Here is a 25,337-nt window from a genome sequence, read left to right on the forward strand (position 1 = left end):
TCAAGAACAGCTTACCTGCATTAAGTCGTGTCTAGCTTCCAAATTACACTTTGTTCGCAAGTTTAAAATCCTCCGGACGAATTGTCATTAATTCAAGCTTGCTCGGATTTCCGGCAACATAATGATTCAGCAGCCGTACCGCCTGATTCCGGATCGATTTCTCAATCAGATTGCGAACATAACGGGCGTTGCTGAAAGCATGAAGGTGGTTGTCTTTTTCCGCCTGAAGATGTTCCTTCAGTTTAATCATGGACTGCGGCATAAGAATATAATCTCTCTCTTTAGCCATCAGCTCGGATATTTGAATCAACTGATCCATATTGTAATCCGGAAAATCCATCTGTATCGGGAATCGCGAATGAAGTCCGGGGTTACTGCACATGAAATAATCAATTTCATCCGAATAGCCGGCCAAAATAAGAACGAACTGATTCTTATGATCCTCCATCGCCTTTACCAGCGTATCTATTGCTTCCTTACCAAAGTCTTTTTCCCCGCCCCGGGCCAGGCTATACGCTTCATCGATGAATAAAATACCACCGATCGCCTTCTTCACCAAATCTCTTGTTTTCTGAGCAGTGTGTCCGATATATTCGCCCACGAGATCCGCCCGCTCAACTTCTACCAAATGTCCTTTGTTTAGAACGCCCATTTTTTGAAACAGCTTAGCAACAATACGTGCAACCGTTGTTTTACCTGTACCTGGATTACCTTTAAAAATCATATGAAACACATGACCGCCGCTTAACAGCCCGGCTTCAGAACGCATCTGCGCCACTTGTAGTAAAGCATAAATCTCATAAACCAGCTCTTTAATCTGATCAAGCCCCACCAATTGGTCGAGCTCCTTCTGAATTTCCTGAAATAGACCGTGCTGCGACAATGGACTCGGCGATGGGGCCGGTTCGCGCTCGGGAACTACAGTGCTGACCAGTGGGGGTTCAGCACTGCGGAGCACGACATTTATCTGTCTGGAAGGCCGACCCTCAGACCGGTTTCCGGCGGCCGTTACACGTCCGTTCATAGCTCCTCACCTCTTTATCCAAAGGGCTGACTATCTATTCCAATGTATTCTATTTATTAGCAGGTTATTAGAAGTTTCATCACTTCCACCCAAGTGTGATCAGGAACCGGTCCACCGTCCATTTTGTATAAGCAAGAATCTCACGACCTTTATGCTTAGCCATTGGAAGTACCGTAGATGTGGTTAAGGCCATTGTGGGGTTTTCATAACCTAGCGTCTCGGCAACTTCCAACGACCTCGTGCCGTGATAATCATGAGTTACAATTATTGCGGAAGACCATCCGTGCTCTTTCATGATCCGCTTGCTGAACAACAGGTTTTCATAAGTGCTTGTTGCTTCATTTTCTAAAACAATATCACTCTCAGAAACACCTGCTTCAACAAGGTAATTCCGCATGCCTTCGGCTTCAGTATACTTTAATCCAGGTGCATCAAGTCCACCGGTTACGATAAATGAATTGTAAAATCCCTCTTCATAAAGCTTGAGTCCATGCTCGAGCCTTTCTCTAAGACCAGGACTAGGATGGTCCCCCCACATAGAAGCTCCTAATATTATTCCGACATCCGCTTCAGCTTTTACCGTGCTTTCGGCTCTATTAATCTGATAATACACGTAGGTGGACCATACAATCCCCATCAAAAATAGAGCGAGCACTCCATACAAACATCGTTTCAACCAAGGACGTCCTTTAGAAGAATTAGAGCTTTTCATCCCGGTAAACATAGATTGGCGCATTATTTCTTCCTCCTGAATTCTCCGTTGTGAAATAAACGGTCACGATGCTCAAGGGACATCATAAAGTAAGGAAATTCATGCGCGTCAATTGCCCGAAGCACTCTGCGAGCCGTAACTTTAGCTTGCCGGTAATCATCTCGGGTGATGTCACTCCGCCGAAGCGCATCCTCCAATTCATCCTCATCCAACAGAAATACCTCACCGTCCTTATTTACCACAACATCAAGATATAAATCATCAAACCATGGAACGCCCTGATCGGTGACACCCTGCTTCTTGCATATGTCAATATACCACTGAACAATTTGGCGCTTGTCGTCGAACATAGCTGTTACAATGAAATGACTATCTTTTGGATAATACTGTAACCAGGAGTATCCCTTATCCGCAATGCGGTATGTATGCTGCCCATATGTTTTCCATAGCGGTTCTTTCAGGCCATATATTGTATACAAGGTAAGATATCCCGTGAACTGATCACACTCCACATAACGGGAAGTGAAGTGCCGGCGGGTAATACGGCGCCAATTCGCCCGGTCTCCGAATTTACGTTTCATGGAACTTTTCCTCCCCATATCGTAACCTCAGCTTACCACATTTAAGTTACACACTCAAAAAGAAAGAAGCCTCTGCAGCAAGCAGAGGCTCCAATCCTATTCTGATTACATTGTAAATCATTTACTCGACGCTCTGCTGCTCTATAGGAGCAGTATAGTCAATGCTCTCTCCGCCTTCAGGCGTGGTCGTTCCCGGTTCGGATGGTTGGCCGCCAGTATCGCCGGTATCTCCGCCAGTTTCCGGATTGCCTGTATCGCCTCCACCGGGATTTTCATTTCCTTGTCCACTGCCTTGGCCGCCATTGCCTTGACCGTTGCCTTGGCCATTTCCGTTTCCTTGACCTTGGCCGCTTTCACCCTGTCCATTTCCTTGTCCGTTGCCCTGGCCAGTTCCCGTATCAGTTCCCTGACCGTCTCCAGGTTCTTCAGGCGTAGTTCCCGTATCCGTTCCTTCTTCTGGCGGAACAGGTTCTACATTATCATCCGGTTGTTCCTCCGGTTCTTCTTCCGGTGGTGCCACTCCTGCTGTAACGACTTGAAGTATATTAGAAGGCTCCGACTCTACATCCTGTGATGGATCATAGGCCGTGACATAATAACTGTACGTCAATCCTTCCATAGCACCCATATCATCAGCCGAAGTTCCACCTAACGCATCCACTATCCGAGTATAGTTCGCTTCAGATGATTCTTTACGGTATACACGATATTGAATACCGCTGCCATCCACAGCACTCCAGTTCAGGTTCACAGTCTGAAGTTGCGCATCATAGGAGCCTGTCAGGTTTCGTACGGATTCAAGCTCAACCTTCGTCGGCTCTTCCTCGACAGGTTCTGGAGCCTTCGTTGTAGGGAAGTCCTTCGCCTCATATCCCTGCACGGCTTTCTCCATGACCTTGCTCCATAAAGAAGCTGCCATCGGACTGCTTTGCCGCATCAGATGATTTCTTCCAGGCTCGTCGTAACCAAGCCATACAGCTGCGGTAAGCTCTGGTGTGTACCCGGCAAACCATACGTCCCGCACACCACTTACGCCTTTATAACCACTTTGCGTCGTACCCGTTTTACCAGCTACCGGACGGCTAATGCTTGCATTACGCCCTGTACCGTCCTGGACGACACGCCGCATCATATCTGTCATTTGTGATGCCGTCTGTGCACTCATCACACGTTCCTTGTTACCGCCTTTATTCTCATGAACGACTTTGCCGCTGCTGTTCTTAATTTGTTTAATAGCAAAAGCTTCATTCAATTCCCCGCCGTTGGCGAACGCACTGAACGCCTGAGTCATTTCAAACGTGTTCGTACCGGAATTCATACCGCCAAGAGCAAGCGACAGGTTCATGTCCTCTTTCGTTGTCTTAATACCCATTTTTTGTGTGAACTCATATCCGGACTTAACGCCGATCTGATTCAGAGTCCATACTGCTGGGATGTTCTCCGAACGCTGAATCGCCTCTGGCATGCTTACGGTATTAGAGTACCCATGAAGGTTCTGAGGGCAGTAAGTGCCGTTGCCAAAACACTGTTTCTGATTGCTCAGTCTGGAGTCCTTCGTAAACTTGCCGCTTTCTAGCGCAGGAGCGTATACAGCAATCGGTTTTAAAGCCGATCCTGGCTGTCGGCGACTGTCGGTAGCACGGTTAAAGCCACCGCGTTGATATTCGCGTCCGCCAGCCATAGCCACAATTCCGCCTGTGTGCTGGTTCATAATGACCATGGAGCCTTGAATGATGGCATCATCTGAGCCTTTTTCAAAGTTATCCGGATTGTTGAACTCGGTTTCCAGCACCTGCTGGGCATTCGCGTCCATTGTGGTATAAATTTGATATCCGCCGATATTCAAATCATCCTCAGTGAGTCCCCACTTCTCTTCGGCTTCCTCCATCACATAATCGATAAAAGCGGTATATTTCTGCTCCTTGACCGGAGGTTCATAGTTGTAATCTACCTTTTTGGCCTTTTCAGCTTCTTCCGCCGTGATATAGCCTTGGTCCTGCATCAGTGTTAATACAACTCCGCGACGCTCTTTGCTAAGGTCCGGATTCTTAAGCGGATTGTACCTGGAAGGGCCTTTAGGCATGGCTGCCAGAGTCGCCATTTCCCACAGTTCCAGCTTGTTTAGATCGCTCTTTCCGAAATAACGCTGTGAAGCTGCTTTAATTCCGTAATAAGGTCCGCCGAAGTTAATCCGGTTCAGATACATCTCCAGAATCTCATCTTTTGTATGGTTTCGCTCGAGTGCCAATGCAATCGACACTTCCGTAGCTTTACGGAAAAACGTCTTATCCCGTGTCAGGAAGATATTTTTGGCAAGCTGCTGCGTAATCGTACTTCCACCCTCTACCATAGAGCGAGCCATAATATCTTTTACTGCAGCACGTCCGATGGACCAGATGTCAACACCACTGTGCTCCATAAAGCGTCTATCCTCTGTTGCGATAAAAGCATTTTTCAATTGTTCCGGTATATCTTCACTTTTAACGGGATCGCTTTTTTGAATCGAAAGTTCACCCATAAGCGTACCATTTCGGTCATATACCTTGGACGTTCCATGTGCCGTAAGCTTGTCCCTGTTCTGTTCTAGCAAATTTTCACCGCTAACCATAATGAACAAGTAGCCAGCCAATGCACAGAATATGGCGATAACCGCCGTGAAGAATAAAGTCCACCCGATTCGTTTGCCTCGACTACCTTTTTTCTTTTTCGAAGTTTTTTTTGTTGTCTTAGGGGTCTCTTTGTTTTTGTTCACCCTGGACATTTGATCTTGATTTTTACCAGCCATAGTTCCCCTCCTGACTCCCTTAATAAATTCTCACTCCCTGGAAAGAAAAGAACAACCTTCTCAGGTTGCTCTCTGCACTCCTATACAACTAAACGAATTATACACAAAAAAGTTTCAGATTAATCGTTTCTGTTAAAAATACCCACTTTATTGATCGTTGTTGTTGTCCTGCATCAGGGAAACATTTCGCTGCGGCATGAACGTGGAAATAGCATGCTTGTAAACCATTTGTTGGCGTCCATCACTGTCGATCACGATAGTAAAATTGTCAAAAGCTTTGATCGTCCCACGAATCTGAAAGCCGTTTGTTAGGTATACCGTGGCGGGAATGTTCTCTTTACGCAGTTGGTTCAAGAACGTATCTTGGATGTTTATGGACTTGTTCATTAGCCGTACCCCCAATGGTTCAATTAGAATTGTTTTGAAGTATATTCAATATTTGATAGAAACTTTCCTGCTATTATACCATGGATCTTTTCATAATTCGCAGAAAAATTTTCAGAATTGGTGACATCCACCCACTCGATGTCCTTCATATGACGAAACCAGGAAAGCTGCCGCTTTGCGAATCGGCGGGTATCACGCTTCAGCAGTTCCACCGCTTCCTCATAGCTGTATTCTCCTTGAAGATAAGACACGATCTCTTTGTAACCTAGACCCTGCATAGATACGAGGCCAGGAGCATACCCCTTATCCATAAGCTCGGAGACTTCTTTAACAAGTCCCTGACTCAGCATGATATCGATGCGCTCTTCAATACGGTTATATAGCATTTGCCTGTCCATTGTCAAACCGACCAAGCAAAGATGATAGGGAGATTCCTTCTTTTGAGAGGCTAACTGGGCGGATAAAGTGGCTCCGGTCAAGTGAAATATTTCCAGAGCACGAACCACACGGCGAAGGTCATTCGGGTGCAGCCGTTCAGCGCTTTTCGAATCTACCTGTTCCAACTTTTGGTGTAATGCCTCTGCCCCATAGTCTTCTGCGAACTTAAATTGTGACTGTCTAAATTCCTCATCTGCACCTGTTTCACTGAACTGAAAACCGTAACAGACAGATTCGATATAGAGCCCCGTTCCTCCTACAATAAATGGAAGGTTGCCTCTCTTGGTAATATCTCCGATCAAACGCTCGCTTTGCTCCTGAAATTCTGCTACAGAATACGGATAATCAGGTTCGTGGATATCGATCAGGTGGTGAGCTACACCCTCCATCTCATCTTTAGAAATTTTTGCTGTCCCGATATCCATTCCTCGGTACACCTGCATGGAATCCCCAGAAATAATCTCACTGCCAAAAGCTTTGGCAAGCTCAATACTCATCTTTGTCTTGCCTACTGCTGTTGGACCGATCAATACCAGAAGATTGGGTTTAGATTGTTCTGTCAATGGATATCACTCCGTACGTAATTTTCGATTGGCCCCGCTCGGGTACGGTAAACCCAAGACGTGCAAACTCTCTGCTGCCCCGCTTCTCCTTCAGCACAACGGTTTTCCGTGCAACCCGTATCGCCTCGAGAATGCTTTGTTCGTCAAGTGGCTCACTGTTAGCATAATGCCGGAGCGGATTGATTGAAGCCGATTCTGTCAAAGGTTCCCGGAACATCGGGTCAAAATATACAATATCCACACTTTTATCCGGCAGTGTTTTTAAATAATCCAAATGATGCCCATGCCTCACATCAATTCTTCGCATAGCTTCATCACTCGCTGGCATATTGCTTTCATAGGTCCGAAGTCCCTCTTTAAGGAACACATAGAGTGGGAACGAACTTTCAAGTGCCGTTACACTCCCGCTCTCTCCACCCTTTACGGAAAAGACTAGAGAATCCGCACCCAATCCTGCTGTACAGTCAAGAACAGAGTCTCCCTCTTCCATTCGTGTCGCTTCAATCATAGGATCCGGATCTCCGCGAAGCACACGCTTTAATCGGACATATCCCATGCTGGGGTGAAATTCCAAAACGGAGCGCCCCGGACCGCCCAAGCGGACATGACCGTCTAATATAACCAGGACATCCTCATCCCCGGTCCTTAAAGCGAGCCGTCTTAGTGATTGGCCGCCACGCGTAACATAACGACAGCCTGTTTCTTCCGCTATCGACTTCGCTCTTTCTACGAGAGCCGGCGCCTCCGCCTCTCCTGTGGTGATAATCATAAATTCCTCCTTGCTGTTTTACATGACGCGTTTGAACATTTTTTCAAGATCATAGACAGAGAAGGAAACGACGATTGGCCGTCCATGCGGACACGTATAGGGCTGCCTGCAGTCGGATAAACGCTGGATCAATGTTTCGGCTTCCTGTTCTGTAAGCTTTTGGTTCGCTTTGATAGAGGCTTTGCAGGAGCACATTATGGAAGATGTTTCTCTAAGCTTCGCCAAATCGATATTTCGTTCACTTAGTACCCACTCCGCCATTTCTTCGATCAGTTCCTTCTCATCGCCTTTCGGAAACCAGAACGGATGAGAGCGGACGAGAAAGGTCTGACCTCCAAAATGCTCCAGATATACGCCAACCTGTTCAAACCAGTGCAATCGTTCCTTTACCTTTTCCGATTCGGAAGGTGTAAATTCTAATGTAATAGGGAGCAGCAGTTCTTGTGATGCTTCTGCCGGCATTCCGAATTTCTCGTAGTAATATTCGTAATTGATCCGTTCATGGGCAGCGTGCTGATCAATCAGATAGAGCCCGGTGTCATTTTGTGCAATCAAATATGTGCCGTGATGCTGCCCGATTAGAGTCATCTCTGGAAACGGTGGAATCTCCGGTGCAGCTCCTCCCGCAGCCTGCAGCCACTCCTGTGTTACTGCAACCCTACTTTGATTCTGCATCGGTCTTCCTTCTGTAAGGGAATCAGAACGATAGGCTGTTGCAGCTGTCTCTCTCATTTGTGGGGAGACCGGGCCCGGCGCCCCTCCTGTCCATCCTGCATATCCGTGGGACGCTGTATTCCTTGAAGGCTCAACCTGCTCTGGAGCACGGCTCGTTTGATACCCGGCATTATTTTTTTCATCAGGATTTACAACGTTTCTTTCGGCATTTTGTGCAAAGGTTAACGCCGATCCGCCAATGTCACTTTGCGGTCCATTGACTGCCGCAGATGCAGATTCATTCCCGCGTGCGCCCTCTGAATGGTTTTTCGAAAAGTGGAACTGTTCCTGAATGAACGCATTCCCATCCTTACCAAGGCTTTGTTTAGCCGGACGTGGAATGAGTACCTCCTGCATTAAAACTTTCCGAATCTCTTCTTCAGCAAAAGCAAACAGCTCAGGCTCCTTACTGAAACGAACCTCCAGTTTCGATGGATGTACGTTCACATCAACGAGCGACGGGTGCATATCAAACTTCAGAACCGTCAGAGGAAACCGGTTGATCGGCAACAGAGTGTGATACCCCCGCAAAATAGATTGACTCAGCCCGTAGTTCCGAATGTACCGACCATTCACAATAAACGACATGGCATTTCGGTTTGCTCTTGTCCAGTCAGGCCGGCTAATGTAACCCGAAATCGTATAGTCCATATTCTCAGCCTTGATCGGCTTCATGGCTTTGGCGGACTGGGTACCATACACTGCTGCAATAACTTGCAGAAGATCCCCATTGCCAAGCGTCTGAAGCAGTGTGTTGCCGTTATGCCGAACGGTAAAGGCGATATCCGGCCGGGATAACGCCAGACGGTACATATAATCTGAAATATGACCCAGTTCCGTCTGGATGGTTTTCATATACTTCAGCCTTGCCGGAGTATTGTAAAACAATTCCTTCACCACAAAATCAGTTCCTTGTGGTGCTGCCGTCTCCTCATTGGCTTTCAAATTACCGCCTTCGATTTCGATCAGCCGTCCCCGACCGTCTTGGGTATTTGAGGTAACAAGTCGTACTTTGGATACCGCTGCAATCGAAGGAAGCGCCTCTCCCCTAAACCCCAGGCTCGTAATTTGAAACAGATCACGACCCTGAGAGATTTTGCTAGTCGCATGCCGGTAAAAGGCCGTTTCACAATCTTCTGGATCTATGCCGTTCCCATTGTCAGTGACCCGGATGCTCTGCAGGCCACCTTCCTCCACAGCGACGTCGATTTTGGTGCTTCCTGCATCAATCGCATTTTCCACCAGCTCTTTTACGACGGAGGCAGGGCGCTCCACCACTTCACCGGCAGCGATTTGGTTGGCGATATGCTCGTCCAATATGTGTATTTTGGCCATCGTTCCTACCTCCGTTAAAATATTTGGTCAGCCAGAATGACTGCCTACTTTCACAATTCCTTAGATAACATTTCACAAATGGTTAGCTTTCATCTTCAGATCATTCAACATCTGCATGGCCTGCAGCGGTGTCAAGTTCATAACATCCACGGACTTTACGGCTTCAATAATCCACATTACCTCGGGGTCCACCTCCGCAGGAGCTGCTGACACGTTCTGAGTTGACGATTTGGAAGTCTTAACCGATTCGGACTCTTCATCCCCAAAAATAGACAGTTGTACAACAGCACTCCCGCCGCCGGATGTGTCTAATTCTTCGGAATTTTGCGATGGAGAAATAAGATTTTGAACCTTATCCGTTTCATAATCTGCGGCATGTTCTTTAGAGAGGGACTCAGCGGCCGTACAAGCGGTAAGAGACGCAGATGACAGACTGCCATCCCCTGTTACTGCAGCCGAAGAAGCTTGCTCCAACCCTTGAAGAAGGCCGTAAGCTCTGTCGATAATGCTGCCAGGAAGTCCCGCCAATCTGGCACAGTATATGCCATAACTGCTATCCGCTGCACCAGGAATGAGCTTCCGCAAGAAATGAACCTTATCTCCGCTCTCCTGTACCGCCATGGAGTAATTCCGAAGTCCCGAAAGACTCTCCTGAAGGTGGGCAAGCTCATGAAAGTGAGTGGAGACAAGCGCTTTACAGCCAATATGATCATGTACATATTCAATAACAGCTTGCGCGATTGCCATACCTTCACTTGTAGAAGTACCTCGGCCCAGCTCGTCAATAATGATCAGGCTTCGCGGTGTCGCTTTCTCCGTCATCACTTGAATATCTGCCATTTCCACCATGAAGGTGCTCTGCCCGCCGATCAAGTCGTCAGCTGCGCCAATCCGGGTGAAAATACGGTCAACCAAAGGCAAAACAGCTACATCAGCCGGAACAAAACAACCGATCTGCGCCATAATAGACACCAATGCCACTTGACGCATGTATGTGCTTTTTCCAGCCATATTGGGACCGGTAATGAGCAAAATCGAAGAGCCGTCCTTTTTGAGCTCGGTTCCGTTGGCAATAAAGGACGTATCTTTCATCACGGCTTCCACTACCGGATGGCGTCCGCCCTCGACCGTCAGATCATAGCCTTCAATGAGTTCAGGCTTAACGAACCGATGCTCTGCACTAACAACCGCTAGTGACTGATATACATCGATCTCCGCAATCTTCTCAGCCAGCCCCTGCAGTCTTGCGATCTGGGTGTTCAGCTTGTCCCGAAGCTCTGTAAACAGCGCATACTCAAGATCCACCATCTTCTCCTGGGCTTCCAGAATGAGCCCTTCCTTTTCCTTCAGTTCAGGAGTAACATACCGCTCTGCGTTCGTCAGTGTCTGCTTACGCTCATAACGGCCTTCAGGTAGTGAGGAAATATTGGATTTCGTCACCTCTATATAGTAACCAAACACCTTGTTAAAGCCGATCTTCAAAGACTTAATCCCTGTAGCATTCCGCTCTCTGGCCTCCAGCTCAGCGATCCAGCGCTTGCCATTCGTGCTGGCTTCCTTCAGCTCATCCAACCGTTCATGATATCCCGTCTTGATGATGCCGCCATCTCGAACGGACACCGGAGGTTCATCCACTATGGATTCCTCAATAAACTCACACAGATCAGCGCATACATCAGTAGCCTCTGCCAGCTTCTGCAGTGTTAAGGATCCCGATTCGGCGCACAGACTCTTAAGCGTTGGAATTTGCCGCAAAGAAAGCTTAAGTGCATTCAAATCCCTGCCGTTCGCGCTTCCGAAGGCAATCCGTCCCACCAACCGTTCCAGATCATAAATCTCTTTCAGAGCCATCCGTAAATCTTCACGGAGTATGTACTGGTTATACAGGTAATCTACTGCTTCAAGCCGCTCTTCAATACGGCTGCGCTGGAGCAGCGGTTTGTCAATACGACGCCTCATTAAGCGCGCTCCCATAGACGTCTCCGTACGGTCGAGCAGCCATAGCAGTGAGCCCTTCTTGGAACGCTCACGCACGGTTTCCACCAGCTCTAGATTGCGACGCGTGAACGGATCCAGAACCATGTATTGTCCTGGTTCATAGGAAGAAACTTGTGTAAGCTGTCCAAGCGAGCGCTTCTGAGTCTCACTTAGATACGCGATCAGCAGGGATACACATGCCCGTCTCTCTTCATCCAATCGGGCCCATACCGCTTCTCCGAATTGAGAGCGCACAAGGTTATCATCCCGTCGATCCCAAGGTGTGGCAAGCACCGGACGGCTAGTTGACAAAGCCTGAGAAGAAACGATCTCAAGCAGGTTGTTGTCCCCTATAATTTCCGACGGCTCATAGATACCGATCTCATCACGAAGCCATTCTTCGGAAGAAGGGACAGAGGTCACATAAAGCTCACCCGTGGACAAGTCACATGCCGCCAGCGCCATAAGACCACCGTAAGTCGTGATACACACCATGTAGTTATTCGATTTATCACTGACGACCTTGCCGTCCATAATCGTACCAGGTGTGACAACCCGGACGATCTCCCGGCGCACCATACCTTTGGTTGCAGAGGCGTCCTCCATCTGCTCACAAATGGCGACCTTGTAGCCTTTTTCAATCAACCGCTGAATATATCCTTCGGCAGAATGATACGGCACACCGCACATCGGAATGCGCTCTGCGCCTCCTCCTTCACGGCCGGTCAGCGTAATTTCCAGCTCTTTGGACGCCAGTACGGCGTCCTCGAAAAACATTTCGTAAAAATCTCCTAAACGGAAAAAAAGAAACGCATCCTGCGCCTGTTCTTTAACACTTAAATATTGTTCAATCATCGGCGTATATTTTGCCATGACTTACCTCCATACCGTTTCAAGCTTAACCTCTATTATAACAGAAAAAGCTAGAAGGTCACGGTATGGCCGGAATATTCCAGAGAGGACGAATGTCACGGCTTTCATCCCAGGTTCGCCCATCCGCTATATATGAAAACACCCGGTCGATGACCCTCGCGTATGAAGCGTAATCTGGAAGAAGGGTAAAATCCTGATGCAGCTTAGCTGCGCACTCCCGGAGGACCTCCGGTTTTCCCTCGTAATAAGCCTTATGATATCTTTCCCGGTTCAAGGGCCTGGCTCGCAGCCTCTCATGATGAACAGCAATAAGGTATGACATATATAGCGAAGCCTTGGTAATAAAAGGAGATACGAGAAAGCTAGGAAGGGTGCGATATTCAAACCCTCCATGGGGCTTCAGGCGGTAATCTCCGAGATAGCCGTAACGCGGGCGGCGGCCCCGGCTGGCCGGGTCTTCAAGGATGGCTAAAGGAAGCGCAAGATAATTGTCCAGACACTGCAAAACAGACAATGTTAGTGGAACCCCGCTGAAATGAATGTGCCCGCCCAGCGGTAACCCCGGAGCTGGCAGTCCGCCAGCCTTCCAGAGCAGAGAACGGTCCACTATTAATTGCTCAGCTTCCATAAGAGCGAGACGCATGGCTTGCAGCAGAGCATCCGGATCACGCTGTGGCGCCGGTCGCAGTTCTGCGAGCGGATAACTTACTTCATCACCCTCACGCACAGCGTCGCTGCCAACTGTGCCGTTACGCTCCAGATATAAGGAAGCAGGCACAACACTTCCCCCATGGTTTATCAGTACAAATTCAGGGTCCATGCCTATTAGAAAAGCGGTATCTTTCTGCATGCTATGGTTCCGTTCGCAGGAAGCTGCCCCCTTACTTAATATGACCTGCTCTACCGCGTAACGCCTTCCCGGCAGAGCAGCGATCTGTACCTCTCCCTGGTCCGTACCTAAGACATATAGTGTGCGGATGGCCGCTTTCTCCATTCTTTTACGCAGACCATCTTCAAGACCTCCAGGAAGTGTTTCTCCATCTACCCATCCAACCCTGCTCCCGCCCCGCGTAGACAACATGACGGAAGTTGATTCAATTCCCTTAACCCTAACCCGATATCTTGCTGTATAGCGATTTTTATCCCTGTTCAGTGGGCGCATAATCCGGCTCGGTACCCCCGAACGCCTAAGCCTGGCATCCATTTTTTCAGGAGAGAACATTTCCGTCGTGTACACATCAGTAAGATCATCAAGTACCCTGGCCAAGCTTAAGCCCTCCCTTTGAAAAACGTTTATCGACATACCTCAAAGAAGACAGACCGCATTTAGCGGTAAAAAAAGCTCCTATCGAAGCCTTTTCGATGATGTTGCCGAGCCCTTTTTTAATTAAACCCAAACTTTCGCAAAAAAAGAGGGCGTTTGCCCTCTGCAAAACCGCCCCCACTGCATATGCTGTACTAAGTTACCGGATAGGGAAGGCTTACAGTTCATCCTCCAGATCCTCGAAATCGAGGTCCTCATAATCACCGTCTTCCCCGCCAATGAATTCAAATTCTTTGTCCTCGAAGTCACTATGCCTTTGGGCGCATACTTTAACCAACACCTTCGTCTCAGCAATAAGCTCTACGGAGTACTCCCGCTCCACACGCAGAATAACACTCTTGCCGTTAGAGGATACGCTTGCTTCCACACAGCTCGGTTCCTGAGTCGCTTCCGCGGACACTTCTACCGTAGATGCCCGGTGCTTGGGATCCAGGTAAGAAAGAGGTACGCGTTCTACATAAGATACCGTTTCTTTCGCCACGTCGGTCTGCGAATTTTTGTCATAGGAATACCAGATGTTAACATCGTAAGTACCAATAACTTCGATTCCGTCTCCGGCGGCTACCGCCTCGTACTGATGGTTTATAATCCAGGCCCCCAAAATACTGGTCGGATTATTGGGCGGAGTCACGGTATGTGTTACGGTAGAGAACTTACGACCCTTGCCGCAGATCGCCTTCGTAATGATCTCTCTACATTGGTGTTTACTACTCAATGACATCTTCGAACCTCCTCCATACAATCATTCCCTACATGTGTATGCACGACATGGGCGAATGTTGAATGAAGTGGTCCAAATAAATTCATATGATGCTAAAAATAGCAGAAAAAGATTAAAAAATTGAGCTATATGGTTATATATGGTAATAAATTCACTTAAAATTCAAGTATTTGATGACTTTTAATAATAATCAAGGGATTGCCTTTGATCTATCGTAGAGTATTCTAAGATAGAACGTAATCCTTTTCTTTAAATTGGGCGTTATACAGAGTATGATATCGACCACATAATTGAAGTAACTCATCGTGCTTCCCTTGTTCCACCAATCTCCCATTCTCCATAACAAGAATCATGTCTGAATTTTGAATCGTCGTTAACCGGTGTGCAATGACCAACGTTGTTCTACCAATCATTAATTTAGCTAGTGCATCTTGCACGATTTTTTCGGATTCATTATCAAGAGCTGCCGTCGCTTCATCTAAAAGCAATATGGGTGCGTCTCTCAAAATAGCTCTTGCGATAGCAATCCTTTGCTTCTGTCCACCCGATAAACGATTACCATGTTCCCCAATCTCCGTATCAAATCCTTGAGACAATTTCATTATAAAATCATAAGCATTAGCCTTCTTTGCTGCTGCAATCATACTCTCTTCGTCTGCCATTCGATTACCATCCAAAATATTATCCCTAATCGTCCCTGAAAAAAGTACGGTATCCTGAGGAACTAGTGAAAAGTAGTCTCGGTATTCCCTAAGTTCCATCGACTCTTTGTTCCTACCATCAATTTCAATCGCTCCTTGCGTTGGAGAATACAGTCCAAGTAGCAATTTTAGTAACGTAGACTTTCCTCCACCGCTTGTACCCACAATCGCGACTGTCTGACCTGCATTCACACGAAAATTAACATTTGTAAGAGCTAATGAATCTTCGGAATTTGTATATGAAAAACTGACTGAGGATACAACTAGCTCATTAAAAGATGTTTTAATTCCTCCTTCGTTTGGAAGTTTTTCATATTCTTTAGGAGCATCTATAATCTGAAAGATTCGGTCTGCACCTGCTAAGGCTTGCTGCATACTTGACCAAAGTCCAGGTAATATAGAAAATGGTTGCACAAGATAATTCATGAGTTGAATAAAGGCGAGCATGGCTCCAACTTCCAATTCCCCTTTTGCAACAAAATAACCAGCAACGAGTATGGCTATCATGAACGTTATGTTTGCAATGCCGCTCGATACTGCATTAGCTGTTCCCTGTATTTTGCCTTGACTGCGTTCAATTTCAGAAATCTCATTGCTATATTGTTGATATTGTTTTGATATTTTCTTTTCAAGGCCAAATAATTTCACAAGAATGCTAGCACCCAGTACATCTTGAAGAAAAGAGGTTGTCGTACCTATTGCCATCTGAAGTTTATTGCTTTTTTTACGCATGGCTTCGCCAAATAGTTTGCCCACCAAGATCATAAGTGGTCCTATCGACATGGAAATTAAGGCGAGAGGCCAATGAATGCTTAATAAATATATAAAAGCAGAAATGGCAAGTAACGGATTTCTAAGCAAACCCATTATAATGTTACCACTTGCATCTCCCACAGCTTGATTATCACTTGTAAAACGAGTAAGTAATTCACCAGAATGATTCTTGTCGTAATAAGATTGCGGTAAACGTAAGACATGATTCAACGTATCCAAACGCACATCGTTTCTAACTTTAAGAGCAGCTTTTTGCTTAAGATACGTATCAAAGTATGTATTCAAGCCCAGACAAATAAGTATACTCAACGCTAACAGAATTAAATTGGACCAATTCTCTACTTCCAACTTTACAGCAGCATTCGTAATGAGAGACAAAAACCACGCAACTGAAAGATCAAGCACAATACCTATTAACATAGTGATAACCAAGCCAACATATATCAACTTGTATCTACTCATATACTTTAACAAACGTGTAAACGGACTTTTTGTAGTCATGTAGCTCCCCCTATTATCCCAGTAACAATCGAAGCGTTTTCAATTAGAACTGTAGCATATAATTCTTGTTACCTCCTTTTGTCTTTATGATTACCTTTGATGGTAGCAACTGATGATGTCTAGCATGCACAATTCAAGAAAGCGCAATCATTCTTAAACATGTATCTACCCTACTATATCTGAGACATTTGCGTCTATTTCAAATAGTTTATTCAACCTGTAATTACTTGTAAATATGTCTTTATTGATCACTTGCCTACACATAACTATTAAGCAAATATTCACCTAATTTAATATGTAATTCTTGCTCTCCAATTGTATCCTGTTTATGGGAGGGGTTATCTCTACTCCTTATTTTCCGAACAAAAGAAAAAGCGCCAAGCCGTTATTCCACAGCTAAACGCTTTTCTTCAATATAGGCTTAACGTTGGATGCCTGGGTACTGCCACAATCCTGCTGTTCTAAACAGATCGCGATACACTACCAACAGCTCGCTCTTCGGCACCTCATGCGCCTCTTCTACGGTTTCATAATCCATATACACCATATTTGTAAAGTTTCTTTTAGCTTCCTTACCATTCATTTTGCTATAAAAACGATCTGCCTCCTTAAACAGCGCAACCGAACGGCGGATATGGCTCGCACTCGTCACGACGGTAACATCCTTAATACCTTGTTCCTCAATAATTTCGGTCGAGAACAGTGCACTTTCTACGGTATCAGTTGCTTTATTTTCCGGCAGAATTCTTTCTTTGGCAATACCTTGTTCAACAAGCCACTTGGTCATGTTATCGGCTTCGGTTACACCGTTTTTCGGAACGCCGCCAGTTACGATGATTTTGGAGTCCGGATACTGTTGTGCCAATTTCAAGCCCTGCTTCAAGCGCTCCACCAAAGTTTCCTGCATCGTTCCATCTTCAGCTAGAGCATAACCGAGAATAACGATGGCATGATCTTTCGACGGCAGACCCTTAGGCACTTCGGTATTCATCTTCAGGCCGAGGATTTCTTCGGTCTCTTTAAACTTTTGCACAAAAGAGTTGGTCTGGTCCGCATCTATTTTTCTCAGATTATTAATAGACTGCTTATATGCGAGTTCATTTCCATTTAATTTGGAATACATCCCATACAGTAAATTGGCATTAAAATGATCAGGCTGCAGATGTAATATCTGTTCGTATGTACGCAGCGCTTCGGGAATTTTCTTTTGAACGATTTGTGTGGAAGCCAGAGACATCTTCAGATCTATGTTGTAAGGATCTAGAACCGTCGCTTGCTTAAAAGCATTCTCTACAACATCATACTTCCCTTTAAGGGTGATGCCTTTGAAAATATCTTTCTCCGCTTGCTTGAGGTCTCCGCCGTTCCAGTAAAAATGCATGGCTGTATCTATCAGCTGCTGAATACGCTCTGAAGTTGGCGCATCATTCTTAAAGGTAATAATCGAATTCTCCGACATTGACGCAGTCGCCGCCTTTACAGGCAAACTCAAAGAAGTCGTAGAAGCCATAGCCACGGTTACTGCTGTCATCATCATTGCTAGACGACGATTGAATTTTTTGGTGAAAATTTTCATAATACCCCTCCGTTGTATAAGTGTAATTGCTGAACTTGTGTTCTTCACCTCCTGATCTTGAGAAATATGAAAAAAGGCATAAACCATAAAAGGGAACGGAGTTTATACTCCGCTTCCACCTCTTATGGCTCATGCCTAGTCTCACTAGTAACACGCCAATTGTAAGCGCTTCATATAGATTTATATTAACATATCAATCTCTCACAATCAACCACTTCAATCTTTGACACTGCTAGAACATCTTTCGATTTTAACTTTTATCTTTCATTCGACTCAGATTAGTCGGGCTTGTAGGGGCTTTGCTCTTCTTCGAAATTTTCAAGAAAAATTCAAGCTCACGGCACAGCTGCAATATCGCAGAACGTAGTTCGAACTCTTCCCGGGTATGAGGCAATTCCATCTCTTTAAACTTGTCCACCAGACCGTTCAGCAGTTTCTCCGTTTTTCCTGTGTATTCCTCGGTCACGACATCCTTGCTCAGTTGATCAAATAATTTGGACGCAAGTTCGCCATGCGTCAGCCTCTCGTAAACTTGAGAGATCAGATGCATCATCGCCTGAATGTTGTCCAGCTGTTCTTTTCGCATATAAAAATATACATTCCAGGCCACATCGGGCTGAAGCATCTGATTCTCCAAGGCTCGGTTGCTTTCTTGAATTCCGCGTTCCACCGCCTGATTCGCTTCAATAAGCTCTTTGCCATCCCATACATGCTCTGGATCGCGAAGCGTAAGTGAAATATGCTCGAATATGACCGAGAACAGCCCGTCCACCTCACGGCGAATCTCCATTAACCGGCCCTCACCCTTCGGCATATAAGCCATATTCACAACCATCGCCGAACCGAGACCAATCAACAGGAGCTCAATTTGGGTCCAGAATATACCCAAACTAAGCGCTTCCCCGTTAAACACACGGAATACAACAACCGAACTTGTTACGATACCTTCTTTAAAATTCGCCTTTGATATGGCAGGAAAAGCAATCAGTATGTATAGCGCCAAAACCCAATAATGGAAACCAAGCAAAGAGAATAGGATCGACGCCAGCAGCAGCCCGAGTAAGGACGCAAAAAAACGTGACGATACTGAGCGCAGACTGCGCTTACGCGTCACATCCACGCCTAGAATCGCCAGCAGCCCTGCTGAAGTCGCTCCCGGTATATTTAAAGCATCTGTAACTAGAATGGCAATTAGCGTTGCTACTGCCGTCTTAATGATACGAAATCCCATGAGCAACCCTCTTTTGTCTTGTCTTATCGTATTCCCATGGTATCCGATTTTAGCCGTCTAAACAACCAGTGTAATCACAAGGCGGCACCACAACAAGCTGCAACCCAATTTATCGATGACTCAACAATTTTTTCTCTATATAAACAACCATTTGATACATAGCCGTTGCCACTATGGCGATAATCAGCAAGCTGGACAGAACGAGGGTAAAGTTGAATACCTGGAATCCGTACATGATCAAATATCCGAGCCCCGATTTTGCCACGAGAAATTCGCCCACGATCACACCGACCCACGCCATGCCCACATTCACCTTTAGGGTGGAGACAATCGCAGGAAATGATGCTGGAAGAATAACCCGTTTAAATACCTGTGACTTCGTACCGCCAAAGGTGCGGACGACCTTGATCAGGTTGGAATCCACCTCAGAGAAGCTGTTATATACAACGAGTGTCGTAACAATGACCGTAATGGAAAGGGTCGTTACCACAATGGCTATAAACCCGGCACCGAACATAACGATAAATATCGGACCGAGCGCGACCTTCGGCATGCTATTAAACACAACCATATAGGGGTCCAGCACCCTGTTCAGGAAAGGCGACCACCAGATCAGCACCGCCAATAGCGTACCAATTAATGTGCCTAACAGAAATCCGACAGCGGTTTCACCCACCGTCACCCCAAGATGCCCCCATATCTCCCCTGATACGATATCTTCCCAAATACTTACGAAGATTTTTGTAGGATAGCTGAACAGCAGTACGTCGATCCACTTTGAACGTCCCGCCAGCTCCCAAAGAGCGAAGAACAGGACCAGCAGCGCAGTCTGTACCATTATGACACGGTTCTTGATTTTGCGTTTATGTCTCATATGACGGGCATGTATATCCTTGAGCCAGCCGGGATCAGAAGAAGCCGGTCCGGCCTGAAGAAGTTCCGGGTCAGTCATATTGTCGCTTCACTCCTTACCGCCAATGACTTCCATCTCTCTCCATATTTCATGAAACAACTCATTAAATCCCGCTTCCTTGCGAGCATAGAACGGCTGAACCTTCCGGATATGCTCCGGTACTTCAAATGTCCGGTGTATTCGGCCCGGGTTCCGGTTCAGCAGCACAACCCTGTCACTCATCGCGATAGCTTCCGACAGGTCATGTGTAACCAGAATGGCTGTCTTGTTCCGGTCATGTAACGTTTCAACAATTAGATCCTCCAACTGAAGCTTGGTCTGATAATCCAGTGCCGAGAATGGTTCATCCAGAAGCAGAAGTCCCGGATCCGTAGAAAGCGTGCGCACAAGCGCCACCCGCTGCCGCATCCCGCCGGACAATTGCTGCGGATACAAGCTGATGCTCGCTCCAAGTCCCATCTCTTTAAGCAGCTCCACCGTATTGTACCGGCTTTCATCCGTCAATCGATCCGTCAGCTCAAGTCCAATCAACGTATTGTCCAAAATGGTCCGCCAAGGAAACAGGTAATCCTGCTGCAGCATATAACCTACTTCAGGTGAAGGGCCGTTCACAGTATGGCCGTAAACCTTCGCTTCTCCGCGGGAAGGCTGCAGCAGACCTGCAATGATGGACAGGATTGTCGTTTTTCCGCAGCCGCTCGGACCAACAAGACTGATGAATTCGCCTGGAAGCACCTTCAATTGAATCCCTTCAACAGCCAGAGAGGCTTCCCGGTCGGTCACATACACATGAGCGATATTGCGGAGTTCAACTACCGGTACCATGATGCTCTCTCCTTTCGTTTGTGAGATTGTTATTCATCAATTATTTCGCCGCCTGCTTTGCTTTTTCCGCATAACTGTTATCCACGATCGTACCCACAGGTACCCGTTCCTTCAGCTCGCCGGCGAGATCCATGACATCCAGCAGATTGTTCCATTCTTCTTCATCCAAAATCGGATCTGTTGCGTAGGTACCTTGTTCCTTATATCGCTTAACCGACGAAACGACGATATCCCGTTCGGTATCTTTGAAATAAGGTAGAATCGCATCCGCAATTTCTTCTGCACTGTGTGAGTCCACCCATTGCTGTGCTTTATAGAGGGCATTGGTAAATTTCTGGACAGTGTCCTTGTTTTTGCCGATAAAACTCTGTTTCGCCATAAACACCGTGTATGGCAGATGTCCGCTTTCCACCCCAAAAGAAGCAACAACCTTGCCCTTGCCTTCTTTTTCAAAAATGGATGCCTGTGGTTCAAACAACTGAACAAATTGTCCGGTACCGGAGGCATAAGCAGAAGCAATGTTCGCAAACTCGATATTTTGGATTAGCTCCAAATCTGTTCGCGGATTAATGCCTTTCTTGTTCAATGTGAATTCGCCCGCCATCTGAGGCATTCCGCCTTTACGCTGTCCGAGAAATACGCTCCCCTTCAGCATATCCCAGCTAAACTCGCCTTTGGTATCCCGTGCCATAAGGAAAGTGCCGTCTGTTTGGGTTAGTTGGCCGAAGTTGATGACAGGGTCATCCGCTCCCTGCTGATACACATATATGGATGTTTCCGAGCCAACCAGCGCCACATCGATCGCATTGGACAGCAATGCCGTCATTGTTTTGTCACCGCCGAAGGTCGTCTGGAGCTCAACATCCAGTCCTTCCTCCTTAAAAAAACCTTTCTCAATCGCCACATACTGAGGTGCGTAAAATATGGAACGCGTAACCTCTCCGACCTTTACCTTCGTACCCGAACCACCACCGCCACATCCAGCTAATGCCATTCCGCATACAAGCAGAATGGAAAAAGCCAGGCCAAACCACTTTCTGTGCATCCTTATGAACCCTCCATTCCCTTAACCATGCGTTTCCTTTCAACATATGCACAGAGCCCGGTAAAGGTTAAACACCCAGAAGGGTCAACAAAATGGATTTCTCGGTGAATCCTGCCATACTCTCGTTCAATAGTAACGATGGCCCTAAAGCACAAAAACAGCCGCCCCGGTCAACGGAGCAGCTGCTGATGTCTAATATTTTTTTAAAATTTAAAGCTTGTAAATCTCTTTATATTTAGCTTCCAGGTAGTCTGCCAAGTAATCCGGATTCAGCTCTTCACCGGTCACGCGGAGAATGATCTCGGCCGGCGTCTCACTCTTTCCGTATTTGTGAATTTTCTCGGTCAGCCATTCCTTAATTGGAGCAAGCTTCCCTTCTTCAATTAAGCTGTCCAATTCAGGAAGTTCTTTACGCATCGTGTGCATAAATTGGGCGGCGTACATGTTTCCGAGAGAGTAAGATGCAAAATATCCAAAATCCCCACCGGACCAGTGTACATCCTGGAGTACACCCAGGCCATCATTTGGCGGCATTATACCCAAGTATTCTTTATACTTCGAATTCCACACTTCAGGCAGATCCTTCACGGAAAGACCTTCATTAAACAGCATCTTCTCAATTTCATAACGGATAATGATGTGCAAATTGTACGTCAGTTCATCCGCTTCGATTCGAATGAGGGAATTTTCAACCTTATTAATGGCAAGATAGAATTGTTCCGCCTCCACATTGCTGAATTGTTCCGGAAAATGCTGCTGAAGATCGCCGAAGTAGCGATGCCAGAATGGACGGCTACGGCCGATCATATTTTCCCAAAGACGGGACTGGGATTCATGAATTCCCATGGACGTACCCATCGCCAGCGGTGTACCTACCAGTTCCTTATCGATATTTTGCTCATACAGGGCGTGACCGCCCTCATGCAAGGAGCTGAATACCGCACTGGTCACATCATCCTGAAGATAATTCGTTGTAATCCGTACATCCCCGACATTCAAGCCCGTGCAAAATGGATGTACACTCTCGTCCAGACGTCCCGCCTCAAAGTCATAGCCCATCTGCTCCAAAATAAACAGGCCGAACTTTTCCTGCTGTTCTTTAGAATACAACTGATCCAAAAATCCGGTATCCGGCTTATTGGGAGAATCCAGAATGGATTTCACAAGTGGCACCAGTCGAGCACGCAGGCGATCAAAAACTTCATCCAGCTTTTCGACCGTCAGATCCGGCTCATACATATCAAGTAGCGTATCGTAACGGGTATCTTTCACGCCCCAGTAGTCGATAAATTCCTGCTTGAACGCTACGATTTTGGTTAAAAAAGGTTCGAAGCCGGCAAAGTCGCTGTTTTCCTTCGCATCCTCCCATTTGGATTCGGAATGAGCGGCCAAGACGGTGTACTCTTTGAACTTATCTGCTGGAATCGATTTGCTCCGGTCATATTCTTTCCGGCATTCCTCGACCATGCGACGACTTTTTTCATCAAGCTGCTGCTCTATTTCCGGCTTTGCAAAAAAGTCCAGCAGTTCACTCATTTCTGTGGACGTTTGAAGTTTAAATGCCTCAGTCGAGAGCATACCAATCGTCTCGGAACGAGCTTCTACGCCTTTACGAGGAGCCCCAGTACGGAGGTCCCAATGCAATAAGCCAACGGCTTCGTAATAACTGGTTATTTTTCGGATCAATTGTTGAAACTGTTCCCAGCGTTCTTTAAGTTGTGTATCCATTAGTGAGCCCTCCTGCTTTCATTTATGTATTATATTCCTACTATTGATGATACTTTTTACAAGGTTTATAATCAACTTTTAAGTAGAGAATATAAAATTCATACATAATAAGGAGTGTCTAGAAGCCATGATGATTCAACTGACCCCAGATGCAGAAAAAAAACTGAAGGAGAGAATCGGCAACCAGCCGGGCAGAGTCAGGCTTATATATGACACTGAGGGATGCGGCTGTGCCGTCAACGGAATACCCGGGTTGCGCATTATCAACGAACCTGACTCTGAGGATGTCACGGTCTCGGCCGGGGATTCCGTCGCATTTGTGATCAACCGCCGACAAGAAGTCTTTTTCGAAGATGCGATGACTTTAGATGTTTTCTCGGGTCTTAGCACTTTCCGACTGGACAGCAATAATCAAACGTACGGCACGAACATTCAACTGGTGGATACCAGACAATAATTTCAAGCCATATCCAGCCACACATCCGAGTATTGGGAGGAACCTTTTCATGTCAACACATCTTAGCAGCATTATGGAACACAACCGGACTTTTGTTGAAAATAAAGAATATGAAGCTTACCGCACAAGTAAGTTTCCAGATAAAAAAATTATTATTATTACATGCATGGATACACGTCTTACGGAATTGTTGCCTAAGGCGATGAATTTTAAGAACGGTGACGTTAAACTTATTAAAAACGCCGGCGGGATTATCTCACAACCGTTTGGATCTGTTATGCGGAGTGTACTCGTTGCGCTTTATGAGCTGAGTGCCGATGAAGTGATTGTAGTAGGCCACCATGAGTGTGGTATGGCTGCCCTTAACGCGGATCATATGATCCAATCGATGATCGAACGCGGTGTTTCGGAAGATGTCATGACAACTCTAGAGAATTCCGGAATCAAATTGACAAAGTGGCTGCGCGGATTTGATAACGTTACTGCAGCCGTTGAACATACAGTGAATATAATTAAAAAACATCCGCTTCTCCCGCCAAAGTTTCCTGTACATGGAATGGTCATAGACCCGACAACCGGAGCTCTGGATCTTGTTATTGACGGGTATGATAAATAATAATCATAGTTACACAAAAGCACGGGCTGATATCAGCCTGTGCTTTTTTTGCAGTTCCTTTTCGTTCAGGTTGTCAAACCATACAGTTTCAGTGTACACTTTGAACAAACGGACCTGACCCGGGATGTAATCTAATTCCAGGTGTTCCACGATTAAGTTTCAAAGGGAGTCTTGCACATGAACACGTTGTCTTACGGCCTGCTGGGTCTGCTCGCCCGAAGAGAATCGTCCGGTTATGAGCTGATGCTCCGCATTCAGCCATTTTGGCAAGCGAAGCACAGTCAGATTTATCCACTTCTTGCCGGCATGGAAGAAAAGCATCTTCTCAGCTCACGTTGGGTTCAGCAAAGCGACAAACCCGACAAGAAGATTTACGTTATCACAGAATTAGGTATGCAGAAACTGCGAGAATGGATGTACATGCCGATTGCGCCTTCTGTAACGAAAGACGAGCTGTCACTACGTACATTTAGTCTTTGGTTAAGCGATATTGGTATTGCGTTCGACATTTATGAGGAACGCCGAAAGATCTACTTGGACAAAAAGCAATATTTTGAAGGTATTTTACAGGGAATTCCTAAGGACATGTGTCATTTCGGCAACAAGGAATTCAGCAATTACATCCTCGCTTCCAAGGGCTTGATGATGGCCGAGACGGAATTGAAATGGTGTGACTGGGTTCTTGATCTTTTGAAGCAACACCGTATGCAGACTACTTCTGTTCATAAGCAATAATTTTTGAAACCTTATCGTGTACTTGTCCGTAT

The 25,337-nt window shown here is 46.3% G+C and carries 21 protein-coding genes; 3 read left to right on the forward strand and 18 right to left on the reverse strand.

All coding sequences use genetic code 11. From position 1 onward, the window contains the following. Window positions 1-43: 43 nt before the first annotated feature. The 18 genes from B9N86_RS16515 to B9N86_RS16600 all read right to left on the reverse strand — a co-directional run bounded on the left by B9N86_RS16515 (window position 44) and on the right by B9N86_RS16600 (window position 23,497). Complete coding sequence (locus tag B9N86_RS16515; RefSeq protein WP_208914260.1) at window positions 44-1,024, reverse strand: AAA family ATPase; 981 nt, start codon at window positions 1,022-1,024, stop codon at window positions 44-46. 79 nt (window positions 1,025-1,103) lie between these two features. After that, entirely contained in the window at window positions 1,104-1,760 is a 657-nt protein-coding gene (locus B9N86_RS16520; protein WP_208914261.1) for a YdcF family protein, read from the reverse strand. Then, the gene (locus tag B9N86_RS16525) at window positions 1,760-2,317 is read right to left on the reverse strand and encodes a ribonuclease FAU-1 family protein (RefSeq protein ID WP_208914262.1); all 558 of its coding nucleotides are present in this window, start codon (window positions 2,315-2,317) and stop codon (window positions 1,760-1,762) included. Before B9N86_RS16525 ends, B9N86_RS16520 begins: the two co-directional genes overlap by 1 nt. 121 nt (window positions 2,318-2,438) lie before the next feature. Then, the gene (locus tag B9N86_RS16530; protein WP_208914263.1) at window positions 2,439-5,102 is read right to left on the reverse strand and encodes a PBP1A family penicillin-binding protein; all 2,664 of its coding nucleotides are present in this window, start codon (window positions 5,100-5,102) and stop codon (window positions 2,439-2,441) included. A 147-nt stretch (window positions 5,103-5,249) separates the two neighbouring features. Next, entirely contained in the window at window positions 5,250-5,489 is a 240-nt protein-coding gene (gene hfq / locus B9N86_RS16535) for an RNA chaperone Hfq (protein ID WP_006209643.1), read from the reverse strand. Between the two features lie 23 nt (window positions 5,490-5,512). Further along, window positions 5,513-6,490, reverse strand: coding sequence for a tRNA (adenosine(37)-N6)-dimethylallyltransferase MiaA (gene miaA, locus B9N86_RS16540; RefSeq protein WP_208914264.1), 978 nt, complete (start codon window positions 6,488-6,490; stop codon window positions 5,513-5,515). Next, the gene (locus tag B9N86_RS16545; RefSeq protein WP_208914265.1) at window positions 6,474-7,259 is read right to left on the reverse strand and encodes a class I SAM-dependent methyltransferase; all 786 of its coding nucleotides are present in this window, start codon (window positions 7,257-7,259) and stop codon (window positions 6,474-6,476) included. The genes miaA and B9N86_RS16545 overlap by 17 nt, the downstream gene beginning before the upstream one ends. 18 nt (window positions 7,260-7,277) lie before the next feature. Further along, window positions 7,278-9,308: a DNA mismatch repair endonuclease MutL gene (gene mutL / locus B9N86_RS16550; RefSeq protein WP_208914266.1), complete on the reverse strand. Its 2,031-nt coding sequence runs from the start codon at window positions 9,306-9,308 to the stop codon at window positions 7,278-7,280. 72 nt (window positions 9,309-9,380) lie between these two features. Next, entirely contained in the window at window positions 9,381-12,158 is a 2,778-nt protein-coding gene (mutS, locus tag B9N86_RS16555; protein ID WP_208914267.1) for a DNA mismatch repair protein MutS, read from the reverse strand. 58 nt (window positions 12,159-12,216) lie between these two features. Beyond that, entirely contained in the window at window positions 12,217-13,425 is a 1,209-nt protein-coding gene (locus tag B9N86_RS16560; protein WP_208914268.1) for a putative amidoligase domain-containing protein, read from the reverse strand. Between the two features lie 214 nt (window positions 13,426-13,639). Further along, the gene (locus B9N86_RS16565) at window positions 13,640-14,203 is read right to left on the reverse strand and encodes an outer spore coat protein CotE (RefSeq protein ID WP_208914269.1); all 564 of its coding nucleotides are present in this window, start codon (window positions 14,201-14,203) and stop codon (window positions 13,640-13,642) included. Window positions 14,204-14,427: 224 nt separating this feature from the next. Then, window positions 14,428-16,179 (reverse strand): ABC transporter ATP-binding protein, encoded by a 1,752-nt coding sequence (locus B9N86_RS16570; RefSeq protein ID WP_208914270.1) that lies wholly within the window; start codon window positions 16,177-16,179, stop codon window positions 14,428-14,430. 421 nt (window positions 16,180-16,600) lie between these two features. Continuing rightward, window positions 16,601-17,755, reverse strand: coding sequence for a YdcF family protein (locus B9N86_RS16575; protein ID WP_208914271.1), 1,155 nt, complete (start codon window positions 17,753-17,755; stop codon window positions 16,601-16,603). A 250-nt stretch (window positions 17,756-18,005) separates the two neighbouring features. Beyond that, the gene (locus B9N86_RS16580) at window positions 18,006-18,986 is read right to left on the reverse strand and encodes an aromatic acid exporter family protein (protein WP_208914272.1); all 981 of its coding nucleotides are present in this window, start codon (window positions 18,984-18,986) and stop codon (window positions 18,006-18,008) included. A gap of 109 nt (window positions 18,987-19,095) precedes the next feature. Further along, the gene (locus tag B9N86_RS16585; RefSeq protein ID WP_425298615.1) at window positions 19,096-19,860 is read right to left on the reverse strand and encodes an ABC transporter permease; all 765 of its coding nucleotides are present in this window, start codon (window positions 19,858-19,860) and stop codon (window positions 19,096-19,098) included. An 87-nt stretch (window positions 19,861-19,947) separates the two neighbouring features. Continuing rightward, entirely contained in the window at window positions 19,948-20,724 is a 777-nt protein-coding gene (locus B9N86_RS16590) for an ABC transporter ATP-binding protein (protein WP_208914274.1), read from the reverse strand. 40 nt (window positions 20,725-20,764) lie between these two features. Beyond that, on the reverse strand, window positions 20,765-21,769 hold the full coding sequence (locus B9N86_RS16595; RefSeq protein ID WP_208914275.1) for an ABC transporter substrate-binding protein: 1,005 nt from the start codon (window positions 21,767-21,769) through the stop codon (window positions 20,765-20,767). Window positions 21,770-21,979: 210 nt separating this feature from the next. Next, the gene (locus tag B9N86_RS16600; RefSeq protein ID WP_208914276.1) at window positions 21,980-23,497 is read right to left on the reverse strand and encodes a carboxypeptidase M32; all 1,518 of its coding nucleotides are present in this window, start codon (window positions 23,495-23,497) and stop codon (window positions 21,980-21,982) included. Between the two features lie 127 nt (window positions 23,498-23,624). On the opposite strand from B9N86_RS16600, the gene B9N86_RS16605 reads away from it, so the two are divergent. From B9N86_RS16605 to B9N86_RS16615, 3 genes are all read left to right on the forward strand, one after another. Beyond that, window positions 23,625-23,954 carry an iron-sulfur cluster biosynthesis family protein gene (locus B9N86_RS16605; protein ID WP_208914277.1) on the forward strand — a complete coding sequence of 110 codons (330 nt, stop codon included), beginning with the start codon at window positions 23,625-23,627 and terminating at the stop codon, window positions 23,952-23,954. A gap of 49 nt (window positions 23,955-24,003) precedes the next feature. Then, the gene (locus tag B9N86_RS16610) at window positions 24,004-24,570 is read left to right on the forward strand and encodes a beta-class carbonic anhydrase (RefSeq protein ID WP_208914278.1); all 567 of its coding nucleotides are present in this window, start codon (window positions 24,004-24,006) and stop codon (window positions 24,568-24,570) included. A 177-nt stretch (window positions 24,571-24,747) separates the two neighbouring features. Then, window positions 24,748-25,305, forward strand: a complete 558-nt coding sequence (locus B9N86_RS16615) for a PadR family transcriptional regulator (protein WP_208914279.1) — start codon at window positions 24,748-24,750, stop codon at window positions 25,303-25,305. Window positions 25,306-25,337: the final 32 nt, after the last annotated feature.

This window comes from Paenibacillus uliginis N3/975 (genome assembly GCF_900177425.1).
GTDB classification, from domain to species: domain Bacteria; phylum Bacillota; class Bacilli; order Paenibacillales; family Paenibacillaceae; genus Paenibacillus_AQ; species Paenibacillus_AQ uliginis.